This window comes from Clostridium lacusfryxellense (assembly GCF_018861735.1).
Taxonomy (GTDB): domain Bacteria; phylum Bacillota; class Clostridia; order Clostridiales; family Clostridiaceae; genus Clostridium_AD; species Clostridium_AD lacusfryxellense.
The window spans coordinates 221,470-236,603 of record NZ_JAHLEB010000002.1 but is presented as its reverse complement, the minus strand read 5'-3'; the positions used below and the strand labels follow the sequence as shown (position 1 = coordinate 236,603).

Genomic DNA, 15,134 nt, shown 5'->3' with positions numbered 1-15,134 from the left:
TTCGACAGCTTGTAATTTTTGTTCAGCAGGACATTTAGGTTTTGACATTAAAAATACCTCCAAAGTATCAGTTTTTATATTTAAACTGTCTACTTTAGAGGTATCATATCATAAAAGGCGGCTTTTTATTTGTTTAATTATCTTATTTCTTTCTTGGATTGTTTATTTCAGCTTGTGCAGCTGCGAGTCTTGCAACTGGAACCCTAAATGGTGAACATGATACATAATCAAGTCCCACATTGTGACAGAATTCAACGGAAGATGGATCTCCACCGTGTTCTCCACATATTCCAAGTTTTATAGACGGCCTAACCTTTCTTCCAAGCTCTGCTGCCATTTGAATAAGTTTCCCTACTCCCGTAACATCTAACTTTTGGAATGGATCAAATTCGTAGACTTTCTTTTCATAGTAATCTTTTAAGAAACTTCCAGCATCATCTCTAGAGAACCCAAAAGTCATTTGTGTTAAATCATTTGTTCCAAACGAAAAGAATTCGGCTTCTTTTGCTATTAAATCTGCAGTAAGTGCAGCTCTTGGTATTTCAATCATTGTACCAACCATGTATTTTAAATCACAACCTGACTTAGCTATAATCTCATCAGCTACTCTTACTACTATATCTTTAACATACTTTAATTCTTTTATTTCACCAACTAGAGGAATCATTATTTCTGGAACAATGTTATATCCTTTCCTTGTCTTAACATCTATAGCAGCTTCAATAACTGCCCTAGTTTGCATCTCAGCTATTTCTGGATATGACACTGCAAGTCTACAACCCCTATGTCCCATCATTGGATTAACTTCATGCAATGCTTCAACTGTAGCTTTAAGCTCTTCAAAAGTTATGCCCATGTCGATAGCTAATTCCTTTATATCTTCATCAGCATGTGGCAAGAATTCATGTAGTGGTGGATCTAAAAACCTTATTGTAGCTGGTTTTTCCTTGAGTTCTTCATAAATCCCTATAAAATCGCCTCTTTGAATTGGCAATAGCTTTTCTAATGCTATTCGTCTAGAGTCTTCGTCTTTAGCTACAATCATTTCTCTTATAATCATTATTCTATCAGCATCAAAAAACATATGCTCTGTTCTACATAATCCTACGCCTTCAGCTCCATATTTAACTGCTTGCGCTGTGTCTTTTGGAGTATCAGCATTTGTTCTAACCTTTAAACTTCTTATTTCATCAGCCCAACTCATAAATATTTCAAAATATCCATTTATTTCAGGCTCAACTGTTTTAATTACTCCAGAATATACATTTCCAGTGCTTCCATCCATTGAAATAAAGTCACCCTCATGATATACCGTTTGCCCTATTTGAAAACTCTTAGTTTCTTCATTAACTTTTAATGCCGAGCAGCCAGCAACGCAGCATGTGCCCATTCCCCTTGCAACAACCGCTGCATGCGACGTCATCCCTCCTCTTACAGTTAATATACCTTCTGATGCAACCATGCCTTCAATGTCCTCTGGTGAAGTTTCAAGCCTAACGAGAATAACCTTATCTCCACCTTCATGTTTAGCTTTTGCTTCTTCAGCTGTAAAGTAAACTTTTCCACAAGCTGCTCCAGGCGATGCTGGTAAACCTTTAGCAATTACTAAAGATTTTTTTAATTCAAGTTCATCGAAGTTAGGATGAAGTAGCGAATCTAGTTGTTTTGGGTCAACCTTCATTAGAGCTTCTCTCTTTGATAACATTCCCTCTTCAACTAGTTCCACCGCAATCTTAAGTGCAGCTTGGACCGTTCTCTTTCCATTTCTTGTTTGTAAAAAGTATAATTTCCCATCTTCAATTGTGAACTCCATGTCCTGCATATCTTTATTGTGAGTTTCAAGAGTATTCACAATACCAATAAACTGGTCGTATACTTTTGGCATGTCTTTCTCAAGTTTAGATATATCTTGTGGTGTTCTAATTCCTGCAACAACATCTTCACCTTGTGCATTCATTAAATACTCAGCAAATACTTTTTTCTCACCTGTAGATGGATTTCTTGAAAAAGCAACACCAGTCCCAGATGTTTCACCCTTGTTACCAAATACCATTTCTTGAACGCTTACAGCTGTTCCCCACTCCGATGGGATATCATTGAGTCTTCTATATACATTAGCACGCGGATTGTCCCAAGACCTAAATACAGCGGATACCGCCTCTATTAATTGTCTTTTAGGGTCACTTGGAAATTCTTCGCCCTTATTTTCTTTATAAAATTCTTTAAACTGCTTAACTAATATTTTTAAATCATCAGCATCTAATTCTGTATCAAATTTTACACCTTTATCTTCTTTCATAGTATCCATTATGTTTTCAAAGTTTCTTTTCTCAACGTTCATAACAACATCAGCAAACATTTGAATAAATCTCCTGTAAGAGTCATAAGCAAACCTTGCATTGTTTGTTGCCTTTGCAATAACTTCTACAGTATCATCATTTAATCCAAGATTTAAGATTGTATCCATCATACCTGGCATCGATGCTCTCGCTCCAGATCTAACTGACACAAGCAATGGATTTTCCAAACTGCCAAACTTCTTACCTGTAATATTTTCAAGTTGGGTCATTTTGGCATGAATTTCACTAACTATTTCAGGTGTTATTAACTTACCATCTTCATAGTATTTATTGCAAGCTTCAGTAGTAACGGTAAATCCCTGTGGAACCGGGATTCCAAGACTCGTCATATCTGCAAGGTTCGCACCTTTTCCACCTAGAAGATTTTTCATTGAAATATTGCCTTCACTAAAAAGGTATACATACTTTTTATTTTCCATTTGCACACAACTCCTTCTATTTTAGATTTTATATGATTTGTAGGTACAAAAATGGTGTATGTCTGGATACAATCGTTTCCATTTACATTGTGATATAATTAATTAGCCATTTTTAACAGTATATCATGTTTTTTTAATAAAATGTAGGACATTTAACCACATTTATCATTATTTTTGTTAAATTTTAACTTTTTTAAAGCCAGCAACTACTAGCTGCTGGCTTTAAACTAATAAAAATTATATTTTTAAACCTAATGGCTAAAGAATAAAATAATTATTATTCTTTATCTTCTTCTTTTTCTTTTTCTTTATCTTTTTCTTCAAATTTTACAGTATATTGATATACATTTTCATTGTTAATGTCTTTACTATCTTTGTTGCTTTTATTATTAAAATTATCTTTAGTTTCATTAAATTTTTCTTTTACATCATCACTAATATCGCTCATTTTACATTTTACATCATCAACAGTATTTTTAATAATAGTGTTAACAACTTCTACTGTTCCATCTGCTTTAGTTATTTCGATAGTAACCTTTGTAAGCACAGCAGTTAATATACCTATACCAATAAGTGAAGGCATAAGCAATCCAGCAACTACACTTGCTACAATACCAGCATTTACAGGTATATCTATAACTACAGTATCACCTTTTTTAATTTTTATTCTTGTTACATTTCCCTTTTGCAAAATATCTTTTATGGCTACTAAAAATTCATCTTTAGTAGTATACATTTCTTCCATATTAAATTTATTTGCTTTCTTTTGTTTTGCTTCGATATAAACTAAAGCATTAACTACGTCACCATCGCATTCTTCCAATGCCTCTTTAGCATCAGTGTATGAAACCCCTGTTCTTTCTTTTACAATATCAATCTTTTCTAATGTAATTTCTTCCATCTAAAATCATCCTCCTTATAATTTGCCTAAGAGTAAATCTCAATTACTTATTGCTATCTACCCTTAAATCATCTAAGTTTTTTTTACCTTCATTTTGAAATGCCGTTAAAAAATCTAACATTTCTAAGCTCTTTGGCTTCCTAGTATAATTCTGTGAAATAATAAAAGATAAAATTTTATACAACTCAAGTTTGGATGCCTTCGATACAATAAGTCTATTTATTTTATCCATACCAAAATTGTTTAAGAATTTTAATGTATTATATGTAGGATTTGAAATATATATACTATTTAACTTTTCACATTCTTTACAAATTGGACCATATAGTGTTGAATCGATATTATTAGATAAAGTTATTTTTTTCCCACACTTGACACATCTACTAAAATTTAATTCGTACCCTGTTGCCTTTAAAATTCTTATTTCAAAAGCCCTAGCTAAAACCTCTATATCCATAACATCATTTTTCATGAAATAAAAAGTTGCAACCAAGTCTTTAAAAAGCTCTTTATTAACTTCATCATTTTCAATAGTTATATCTATTAATTCATTAAAATAGGTTGCATAAGTAATAGTGTCCAGATCCCTTAATAGTTGCTGAAAAGAATCTATAATTGTAATTTCATTTATTGTGTACAGATTTTTTCCTTTAAATAAAACAAATTCACCAAAACAAAAGGGCAGTGTTGATGCTATATATTTACTTTTATTTTTCCTTGCACCCTTTGCTATAGCAGTTATTTTCCCTAAATCTTCAGTATATAGCCACACTAGCTTATCATTTTCTTTAAATTCTTGTGTTTTTATAACAATTGCTCTAGTTTTTAAAATCGCCAGAAAATCATCCCCTACTTATATCCAAGTTCTTTAAGTATACTTGAAGTATCTCTCCATTCTTTCTTTACCTTTACCCATAATCTAAGATGTATGTTTTCCCCTAATAATTTCATTATATCTTGCCTTGCATATGTGGAAATTTGTTTTAGGGTTTTTCCACCTTTTCCAATTATTATACCTTTATGAGAATCTTTTTCACAAAGTAAGTTAACTTCTATATTGTAGATTTCCTTTTTATCTCTTTTCATAGAAATAATTTCAACAGCTATGCCATGAGGAACTTCTTGTGATAATAATTTCAAAGCTTTTTCTCTTATAATTTCTGTTATAATGAATCTTTCTTGCTGATCTGTAATCATGTCTTCTGGATAATAAAGAGGGCCTTCTGGCATACTCTCTTGTACGAGTTTAGTAACTATATCAACATTTTTACCTTTTATAGCAGCAATTGGTATTATTTCTTTAAAGTTAAAGTACTCAGAATAGCCCTGAACAGTTTTAGCTACCCTCTCTTGGGTATTCTCATCTATCTTATTAACTAATAAAAACACTGGTATCTTAGTATCTTTGAACTGTTCAAGAATATGCATATCACCCTTATCAATTTCATCCCCAGGTGTAGTTATAAATAATATAACATCTACTTCACTTGCAGATTGCTTTGCTACTTTAACCATATATTCTCCTAGCTTATGTCTAGGTTTATGCATTCCTGGTGTATCTACAAATATTATTTGAGATTCTTTAGTTGTTAAAATGGTTTGTATGTTATTTCTTGTAGTTTGGGGTCTATTAGACACAATTGATAATTTCTCCCCCATAATATAATTTATTAATGTAGATTTACCTACGTTAGGACGTCCTATAATTGTTACATATCCTGATTTAAACATATATCCTCCTTTTGTTATCTTTAGTATTTACTTTAATAAATCTTCTTTTGTAAAAGCTCCTGGTAATATTTCTTCCATAGTCTTAATTATATAATTTTCTTCATTTTTCACTAATATGATTTGAATATCCTCCGTAGCAAATTCTGCAATAACTTGTCTGCAAATACCACATGGATAAGTATTCGTTGACATATCCCCCACTACAGCAATAGCCTTGATTTTATTATGTCCTTCTGATACCGCTTTAAAAATAGCAGTCCTTTCTGCACAATTAGTAGCACCATACGAAGCATTTTCTATATTACACCCTGTATATATCGATCCATCAGAAGTCAAAACTGCTGCCCCTACCTTGAATTTTGAATAAGGAGCATAAGCATTTTCCCTTGCATCTATTGCAATTTTAGCGAGCTTTCCATAATCCATTAGTACACCCCTATACAAATAATTTAACAATAATATCATATTTAAACGATAATGACATTTAAATATAAGCGCAAAATCATGTTTCTATGTGATTTTGCGCGTATAATAATTATATCACTAAATATTAGTATTTCAATAATATTATAATTATATTTAGAATCTTAGATATCCAAAATATAAAAATGGTTTAATTTATCCCAAAACCTTGAATAATAGTAATGTTAATAAAGTTCCAAAAACAGCACCAAAGACCACTTCTAAAGTAGAATGAATCTCTGAGTCAACCCTACTTTGCGCTACAATTGCAGCTATAAAATAGGATAAAACCATAATTAAAGGCTCGTTAGATAATAATGTTATTGTTGTTGCAAGAGAAAAAGCTATTGTGCTGTGACCACTTGGCATTCCACCCCTAAGCGGCGTTCCTTCCCCATAAATCGCCTTAACCACTACGGTTGCAATACAAACTATAACTAGTATAAAAAATATCATGTCAGGATCAGATTTTTTAAGTTTTAGCATTACTGACCTATTAAATGGAGTTACTCTATCCCAAAATATAACATAAGCCACTAAAACTGAATTTATAGCAGTTACAAGCACTGCACCAGCAGCCACATTTTTAGCAATTTTAGCCAACGGATGATAAAAATTCGTCGTAGCATCTATGGCACATTCTACAGCGGTGTTTATCATCTCGGCCACAATAACCAATGTTATAGTTATTGTAATGATTAATAGCTCTATCTTTGACAAGTCATAAAAAAATGTAGCAGTAAGCACTAATAGTGTAGTAAACATATGTATCTTCATATTTCTTTGTGTTCTAATCGAATAAATAATTCCTTCAATAGCATAATTAAAACTGTCAACTAATTTCTTAACCTTCATACTTAACCACCTCTAAAAATATTACCAAGCAATGTATCGCATTGGGATGACCATAATTATATTTCATCTAGATATATTAAAATTGTTCAATATTTCTTCTTCTCTTTTTCTCATAATATTTTTGGGACCTTCCTCCATGTGGTCATACCCTAGCAGATGTAAAATTGAATGCACTGTAAGATATGCACATTCTCGAATAAACGAATGCCCAAACTCTTCACTTTGCTGCTGAGATTTTTCAAGTGATAAAGCAACATCACCAATTACTAACATATTATCATACAGATCACTTTGATCAAAATCATAATTTATATACACATCTTTAAAAACCTTATTTTCCGGATAATGTAACATAGGAAATGATAACACATCTGTCACTTTATCTATTCCCCTATGTTCTAAATTTATTTTCCTAATTTCTTCGTTGTCTATAAAAATAACACTCACTTCATTTTTTATAGTAAGTTGTTCTTCTTTTAGTGTATACTCTATGACATCTTTTATAGCGGTTTCAAGTTGCTCTGTAACTTCAATCTTATCTTGCCTATTATCAATAAAAATCATACTTACTTCACCTCTTCCTAATAACACGAAGATAAATTACAATTAAATTATTTGTTTTCGTGTTCTTTATCCTTTTGCCATTTCTCTGATGGGTATTCTATTCTCTCGTGATATATTCCTGAAAAAACTTTCAGAAATGCTTTTCTTATTTTTTCTAAATCTTTTAAAGTTAAATCACAATTATTTAATTGCCCATCATTAAGCCTAGCTTTTATTAAATTATTAACCATTTCCTCAATTTTACCTTTTGTAGGATTATGGATTGATCTTACAGCTGCTTCCACTGCATCTGAAAGCATTATAATTGCAACTTCCTTGCTTTCAGGATTTGGTCCTTGATATCTAAAATCCTCTTCTTTAATTTCATCTGGATTTTCGCTAGAGTTTTTCATAGTTACATAAAAATATTTAACTAAGGTTGTACCATGATGTTGAACAATCGCATCTTGAATAACCTTAGGTATCTTAAATTCTTTTGCAAGCTCGAGCCCATCCTTTACATGCGAAATAATTATCAATGTACTTAAATTTGGTGTTATTTTATCATGCGGATTATCGTTCCCTAATTGATTTTCTTTAAAGAAATAAGGTCTCTTTATCTTGCCAATATCATGATAATACGCAGAAGCCCTAGCAAGAACTGGATTTGCACCAACTGTTTCTGCCGCAACCTCTGCTAGGTTAGCCACAAGAACAGAGTGATGATAACTTCCCGGCGCTTCTAAAAGTAGTCGTTTTAATAATGGGTGATTTGGGTTTGATAATTCTAATAGTTTTACTGTAGTGACTATATCAAAGAAACTTTCGAAAAACGGTAAAAACCCGATAGTTAATACCCCTGATATAATACTTGCAAGTGATACAAGCCCCGCTCTTTTTAAAACGTCAATTATGCTGTTGCTTAGCAAAAAACCCATAGATAGATATACCATAAGATTTATAATTGCAATATATATAGATGAATATAGTATATCATTTCTTTGTTGCATTTTTTTGAGGAGCATAACGCCCCCAATAGAGTTCAAAACAGCAAGCATTGTAATTTCGAAATTAAAATTAACTGCAACACTGATAAGAATACAATTAAATATATTTAAAGCAATTGATACTTCTTCATTAACTAAAATTGTCATAAGCATTGGTATGCACGCTAGCGGAATTACAAACAAGGATATTATGCCAAGAGATCTAGATAATAATATAGCTATTATACTAAGGATATTAATCATAATTAACTTTTTAGTGTCATTAAATATTTCTATATGGTACTTATATAAATAATACCATTGAAGCAATATCACAAGACATACAAGAGCCGCTAAACTTAAGTATAATGACCATTCAAAATTATTTGTATTATCTAAAAGCCCTAGAGCCTCTAGAAGTTCCATTTGTTGAGGGGTTACTGGTTCCCCCTCTTTAACAATAATTTGATCCTTCTTTATCATGACAGGCTTAACATTTTTTATTGCTTTTTCAATTAATGCATCTGTACTTTCCTTGTCATAAATTGTATTAGGAATAACCTGTGAATTTGCAATAGCCATTCCTATATCCCTTTTATCCTTAGAAAAATTAGAATTATTAAAGTTTGTTACAATGAGACTCTGTGCCATCGTGATTTCTTCAGGTTTGTTTTCATTTATTGTAGCTACATCATATAAAGTCGTCATTGTTTCTTCAAGAAATTTCTCTAAGTCATTAGCTTCATTGCTTTTTAAGTTTATGAGTCCTTGATACTTCTCATATGTAAAATTAGCAATTGGATTTTTCTCTTTTAATGAGGCTATCTTTTCCTTTTCTGATAATATCTTTTCTGGAGAATCAACATTAGTATTTGTTGGAGATTCACTAGTTCCGATAATATTTAGCTGACTCACCGTTGAAAATATTCTTTTAATATTACTTACAACTTGCTCATTTACTGGAATCTTAATTGTCTTTTTTCCTACACTCTCTATTGCCTTTGCCTTATTGCTTTCTGTGGATATTTCATTTTCTACTTCTCTAGGCGATTTTATATCTACCTTTGCGATGTCGCCAAGGCTTACCGTATACTGTTTTGGAACTAGAGCCGTTACTAAAATTGAATACATTATGATTACTGTAATAATAAAAATCAAGTATGGTTTCGCTTTATTTATATTTAAAAGTTTTCTAATTTTATCCATGCCCCATCCCCGCCTTTTTTCTTGAGTAAACTAAAAAAATATATATTATTTTTCTTCATATACACTATTTTCACTTAGGTAAATCGTCTTTCTCAGGTTCAATATTACCTTCCACGGCAACATTTTCCTCAGCAACAACTACCACTCGTATTAAATACTTATCTTTCTCCTTTATCACTTCTTGAATTTTGTCAATAACCTTTATGCTTTTATCTAAATTTTTCAATATACCTAAATACATCTCTTCTTCTGCTTTAACTGAATTACCAGGTATATTTTTTTGCACGATCTCATTATAGGTTTCTTTTTTTATAAAATTATTGTTATTTTCTATTTTATCATAATTACTATATGGATTTACGCTATTTTTGAGATATATTTTTTTATTTGCAATTTTAATGTATAAATTACTTAAACTGTTTCCTGTTTTCACCTTTGATATATTATTTATCAACACTTCTTTTTTCTCCTCATAAAAAGTTTTCACTATAACCTCACCCTTAGCATGTACAGGGTAAAGACCTTCTTCCTTCCCTTGTTCTCCCTTAACTAATATGTCACCCTTTTGCACTGCGTCACCAGCAGCAACTATTGCTGTACCCTCAGTAGTAAATATTCTACTTACTATACCATCTTTAGTTGCAACTAAATTACAAGGCGTTTGGTTACTTACTATTACAGGCGGTGATTGCCTCTCTATTATATCAATTTTTAGCTTAACACCATCAATTCTTGCTTTTATCCACATTATTTCATCATTACTTCTCATAATTTTATTTTCAAGTTCGTAAACATCAATATTTTTCTTTCTAAGTCCTGGCTTTATTCCAAAAGTTTTTATTTGATTTCGCAGTTCATATGGACTTATATAATTTTCAGTATTAATTTCTATATTCCATACAAATGTGGACAAATAATATATTATGCCTACAAATAACACTACTCCAAGTATAAGTGAAGATCTACCCTTTAGTTTCATTAAAAAAAACGACATTCCACTTCTCCCTATAATTTTAACCCTAGTATTGGTTCGTTTTGCCACCTTACTAATTTCGCCATAATCACTTAAGCTCACTTCTAAAACTACAGTTGTTATGTTTATCTTTTTTATATTTTTGGCTACAATTCCATTTTTCCATAATAAATTTATAAACCTTTCTGGTATTAATGATTGAATTTCCATTGTGATAATACCCTTCTTATATTTTTTAAAATTATTCATGGCTTTCATACACAACAGACTTAAAGTTTCCACTTAAAGTTATTGTGTTACCTCCTATAAATAATATTTTGAAATTTTTACCATATATTGATATTGGACCCACATTAGAATTTATCTTTATTTCCTCTTCTTCAAAAATCACGACACCCTTATGGTTTTCTATATTTATTTCATTATTAGATAAAATAGTAATTTTAGGTAAATCTAATATGATATCTCTTGGTAATTCTAACTTACTTGCTATAACCTCTTTTGCCTTATAAAATTTATTATCCATAATACCCACCTCACAAAATACTTCATATTAAATTTATGAAAAAAAGCCATGAGAAATTACAGTTTTTATATTTTATAATTTTTAAGCATAAAAAAAAAGACCCCGCAAATGCTGAGTCTTTTATTTATTCAAATATTATTTACTTTTTCAATAACAAGCTTGCCATAATTTTATGCAATAAGGCAAACATTATTTTTTCATGTACTCAATGCCACTATTTCCCGATTCTAATGCTATTTTTCTGAATAGCTCTATAATTTCTGATCCAGTCAACTGCTGAGGAAGGTATTCTACAAGAGTTCACTTTTATAAATAAAATAAGTCTTGTCTCTTTCCATTTTAAATTCTATTTAAATTTTCTCTTTCTTGCAGCTTCTGATTTCAACTTCTTCTTAACACTTGGTTTTTCATAGTGCTCTCTTTTTCTAACTTCTCCAAGCACTCCACTTCTTGCGCATTTCTTTTTGAACCTTCTTAAGGCATTTTCTATTGTCTCATCTGATCCAACTTTAATTTCTGACATTATTATCCCTCCCTCCGCTAGCTTAATTCAATTTAAAAACAGCTAATGCGGGACCTAAATAGCACATTTTTTATTATACAACACAATTTTACATAATGTCAACATTTTCATTGCTATTTTGTTATTTATTATACCCTTCCTCGTAGAATCTGCAATATAATTATTATATGTTAACCAGGTGGCCATTTAAGCATTCTGCCTCCCAATAAATGAAAATGTAGATGGTCAACAGTTTGACCGCCTTGCTCTCCACAATTGTTAACAATCCTATATCCATTCTCAGCAATCCCTAAAGATCTTGTTATTTTTTTTGCAACTATAAATATATGTCCTATTATTTCTGATTCATCTTCCCTTAAACAATTCAAATCAGAAATATGTTGCTTCGGAATAATGACAATATGAACAGGTGCCTCTGGACTTATGTCTTTAAACCCTATAACCTTGTCATCCTCATAAACAATATCACTTGGAATTTGCTTATTAATGATTTTGCAGAAAATGCATTCATCTTTTCCCACATGATCACCCCCTTTTCAACTTAAATAAAATTTTCTCATGTAATATAGTATTCAACATTAAATCTCATTTTCCTGTGTATTTATAAAGTAACTATTAAATATTTAAATATTTTTTACAGTATACCTAGCAAATGAGACTTTCATTATTCATTTCCTCCTAGATCCCCTAGTTCATACATTATGAGGCTTAAACATACAAAACCTGCAGTCTCAGTCCTGAGTATGCGTGGTCCTAAAGTTACAATTTGCGCTCCTATTTCTTTGAGTTTTAATATTTCGCTTTCTTCGAATCCACCCTCAGGTCCTATAATAATACCAATTTTATTAATATTATTTTTCTCTATGTTTTGGATTAATTTCTTAACACCATAACCTTCCTGATTTTCATATGGAACTATAACTAAATCTAGTTTTTTTAATTCTTCTAATAATAACTCAAAATCTATAGGAACATTAATTTGAGGAACCAAACTTCTCTTGCTTTGTTTAGATGCTTCAAGAGCTATTTTATTCCATCTATCTACCTTCTTAAATTCCTTAAGTTCAGTTTTAACTATTACTCGCTTGGTAATTATAGGTGTTATTTCTTTAACTCCTAGCTCAGTATTTTTTTGTACAATCAAATCCATTTTTGTTGATTTAGGCAAACCCTGGAATAGGTATACTTCAACAGGACTTTCGTTATTTATAGGATTTTCTTCTATTAGGTTTATATGAACTTCCTTTTTATCTATAGATATTATTTCGCCTATATATTCTTCACCTTCAGAGTTGTTAACACTGACTTTATCACCAATTTGAAGCCTCAATACCCTGTATATATGTTTTACATCTTCACCATCGATTATAGCATTATTACCATCTATATTACTTTTAGGTACAAAAAATTTATGCATACTACATTCTCCTTAAGCTCTGGCATTAATTATAATTTTGCAACTATACAAACCCATTCTCCTTCTATGTTTATCTCTTCAATATTAAAACCACACTGGGTTAACTTATTTATTACTTCATCTTTTTTAGAAAGGATTATTCCTGAAGATATAAAATATCCACCGCCCTCTATAACCGATTTAACTTGATCCGTTAAAAACATAATTATATCGGCCATAATGTTTGCTACAACTATATCTGCCTTACCTTTAACAACATCTAACAAGTCTCCGTATAGAATTTCAATGTTGCTTATATCATTATAACTAACATTTTGTTTTGCAGAATCTACTGCAACTGGATCCAAATCAACACCTATAGTCTTTTTAGCCCCTAATTTAGCCGCAGCAATAGCTAATATCCCTGAGCCTGTTCCTATATCAAAAACTGTTGAACTAACGTCCACATGGCGTTCAAGTGCTTTTATACACATCCTAGTAGTCTCATGAGAACCAGTTCCAAAAGCCATACCTGGGTCTAGTTCAACAATTATTTCATTTGGCTTTTTATTATACTTTTCCCATATAGGTTTTATAACTATCTTTTCGCCAACTTTAATTGGTTTATAATATTTCTTCCAGTTATTTTCCCAATCCTCTTCATTTACCTTTTCTGCCGTAACCGAACCTACACCCTTGTCTAGCCCAAATTTAGGTAAATTATCTACCCCTTTTTTAACTTTTTCTAGGTAATCTTCAAATTTATCATCTTTTTTATAGTATCCCTTAATTACAACACCACTATTTGTATCTATAATAGTTTCATCAAAATAATCCCAGTCTGTAGTGTGATCTCTTCTAAAAATTAAATCCAAGGGATCCAAAATAGAAACACCTTCGACTCCTGTATTGTATAACATTGCTGATACCGCCTCAACTGCTTCACTGCTAGTTATTATAGTTACTTCAATCCAATCTTTATTCATTGTTATTCTCCTTATTTATAATAAAAAACTCCGTTTTACAAAACGGAGTTTTTTATTATTATTTTCCTAGTATTTTATCAACAAAAGATTTTTTAGTATCTTCAAAAGAATCTACATTTTCACCGCTTGCTTCCATAAATAATTTTAAGGCTTCCTTTTGTTTATCATTTAATGATTTTGGAATATCAACAAGAACCTTTACGTATTGATCTCCTCTTCCATGTCCGTTTACTCTAGGTATACCCTTACCCTTAAGTCTAAATACAGTTCCAGATTGTGTTCCTCCTGGCACTTTATACTTGACATCTCCATCTACTGTTGGAACTTTAATTTCAGTTCCCATAGATGCGTTTCCAAAACTTATATGTGATTCTATATGAATATCAATTCCATTCCTCTTAAAATTCTTATGAGGAGCTACTCTAATATTTATATATAAATCTCCTGCTGGACCACCTTTTTCACCTTGTTCTCCTTGACCCCTTAGAGGCATAACATTTCCAGTGTCAACTCCACCTGGAATATTAACTTTAATTTTTCTGTTTTTCCTCTGTTTTCCAGACCCATGACATGTTTTACATGGTTCAGAAATTATTTGACCGTGACCTCCACACTTATCACAAGTGCTCATGCTAGCAAAACTTCCAAAAGCAGTATTTCTCTGAACTTTTATCTGTCCACTTCCACCACACTTATCACATGTTTTAGGAGTAGTACCAGCTTTAGCACCGTTACCACCACAATCATTACATTTCTCATTTCTAGTAATAGATACTTCTTTTTCTATACCAAAAACAGCCTCTTCAAAAGTAAGATTTATATTATATTCTAAATCTGCACCTTTTTTAGGTCCATTCTGATTTCTAGAAGAAAAGCCACCACCACCAAATATGTCACCAAATATATCTCCAAAGCCACCAAAACCTGAAAAGTCAGAGCTACCACCAAATCCTGCTCCATTATCATCAGCAGATCCATATTGATCATATCTTGCCTTTTTCTCTGGGCTCGACAAAACTTGATATGCTTCATTCATTTCCTTAAACTTTTCTTCAGCTTCTTTATTATCTGGATTTCTATCAGGATGATTTTTTAATGCACCCTTTCTAAAAGCCTTCTTAATTTCTTCTTCACTAGCATCTCTTTCAATGCCTAGGGTTTCATAATAATCTTTGTTTGCCATGCTACTATCCACCACCTAAAATATATATGCTCTAATAATACTACATTACTTAAAATAAGGGAAGGGTAGTTACCCATCCCTTAT

The 15,134-nt window shown here is 31.4% G+C and carries 15 protein-coding genes; all 15 read right to left on the bottom strand.

Features of this window, described 5'->3' with window-relative positions; translation table 11 throughout:
• Positions 1-142: 142 nt before the first annotated feature.
• Positions 143-2,779: a pyruvate, phosphate dikinase gene (gene ppdK, locus KPL55_RS02805; protein ID WP_216305190.1), complete on the bottom strand. Its 2,637-nt coding sequence runs from the start codon at positions 2,777-2,779 to the stop codon at positions 143-145.
• 277 nt (positions 2,780-3,056) lie between these two features.
• Positions 3,057-3,680, bottom strand: a complete 624-nt coding sequence (locus KPL55_RS02800) for a DUF4342 domain-containing protein (protein ID WP_216305189.1) — start codon at positions 3,678-3,680, stop codon at positions 3,057-3,059.
• A gap of 43 nt (positions 3,681-3,723) precedes the next feature.
• Positions 3,724-4,518: a DNA repair protein RecO gene (gene recO / locus KPL55_RS02795; protein WP_216305203.1), complete on the bottom strand. Its 795-nt coding sequence runs from the start codon at positions 4,516-4,518 to the stop codon at positions 3,724-3,726.
• 11 nt (positions 4,519-4,529) lie between these two features.
• Positions 4,530-5,411 carry a GTPase Era gene (gene era, locus KPL55_RS02790; RefSeq protein WP_216305188.1) on the bottom strand — a complete coding sequence of 294 codons (882 nt, stop codon included), beginning with the start codon at positions 5,409-5,411 and terminating at the stop codon, positions 4,530-4,532.
• A gap of 27 nt (positions 5,412-5,438) precedes the next feature.
• Positions 5,439-5,837 carry a cytidine deaminase gene (locus tag KPL55_RS02785; protein WP_216305187.1) on the bottom strand — a complete coding sequence of 133 codons (399 nt, stop codon included), beginning with the start codon at positions 5,835-5,837 and terminating at the stop codon, positions 5,439-5,441.
• 192 nt (positions 5,838-6,029) lie between these two features.
• Positions 6,030-6,728: a diacylglycerol kinase gene (locus tag KPL55_RS02780; RefSeq protein ID WP_216305186.1), complete on the bottom strand. Its 699-nt coding sequence runs from the start codon at positions 6,726-6,728 to the stop codon at positions 6,030-6,032.
• 63 nt (positions 6,729-6,791) lie between these two features.
• Entirely contained in the window at positions 6,792-7,292 is a 501-nt protein-coding gene (gene ybeY, locus KPL55_RS02775) for an rRNA maturation RNase YbeY (RefSeq protein ID WP_216305185.1), read from the bottom strand.
• A gap of 47 nt (positions 7,293-7,339) precedes the next feature.
• The gene (locus tag KPL55_RS02770) at positions 7,340-9,463 is read right to left on the bottom strand and encodes an HD family phosphohydrolase (protein WP_216305184.1); all 2,124 of its coding nucleotides are present in this window, start codon (positions 9,461-9,463) and stop codon (positions 7,340-7,342) included.
• A gap of 70 nt (positions 9,464-9,533) precedes the next feature.
• Positions 9,534-10,685, bottom strand: coding sequence for a sporulation protein YqfD (gene yqfD / locus KPL55_RS02765; protein ID WP_216305183.1), 1,152 nt, complete (start codon positions 10,683-10,685; stop codon positions 9,534-9,536).
• Positions 10,678-10,962, bottom strand: coding sequence for a sporulation protein YqfC (gene yqfC / locus KPL55_RS02760; protein WP_216305182.1), 285 nt, complete (start codon positions 10,960-10,962; stop codon positions 10,678-10,680). The genes yqfD and yqfC overlap by 8 nt, the downstream gene beginning before the upstream one ends.
• Positions 10,963-11,308: 346 nt before the next feature.
• Entirely contained in the window at positions 11,309-11,485 is a 177-nt protein-coding gene (gene rpsU / locus KPL55_RS02755; protein WP_216305181.1) for a 30S ribosomal protein S21, read from the bottom strand.
• Between the two features lie 170 nt (positions 11,486-11,655).
• On the bottom strand, positions 11,656-12,006 hold the full coding sequence (locus KPL55_RS02750) for a histidine triad nucleotide-binding protein (RefSeq protein WP_216305180.1): 351 nt from the start codon (positions 12,004-12,006) through the stop codon (positions 11,656-11,658).
• Between the two features lie 143 nt (positions 12,007-12,149).
• Positions 12,150-12,902 carry a 16S rRNA (uracil(1498)-N(3))-methyltransferase gene (locus tag KPL55_RS02745; protein WP_216305179.1) on the bottom strand — a complete coding sequence of 251 codons (753 nt, stop codon included), beginning with the start codon at positions 12,900-12,902 and terminating at the stop codon, positions 12,150-12,152.
• A gap of 29 nt (positions 12,903-12,931) precedes the next feature.
• Positions 12,932-13,867, bottom strand: a complete 936-nt coding sequence (gene prmA, locus KPL55_RS02740) for a 50S ribosomal protein L11 methyltransferase (RefSeq protein WP_216305178.1) — start codon at positions 13,865-13,867, stop codon at positions 12,932-12,934.
• 58 nt (positions 13,868-13,925) lie between these two features.
• Positions 13,926-15,050, bottom strand: a complete 1,125-nt coding sequence (gene dnaJ, locus KPL55_RS02735) for a molecular chaperone DnaJ (protein ID WP_216305177.1) — start codon at positions 15,048-15,050, stop codon at positions 13,926-13,928.
• Positions 15,051-15,134 lie beyond the last annotated feature (84 nt).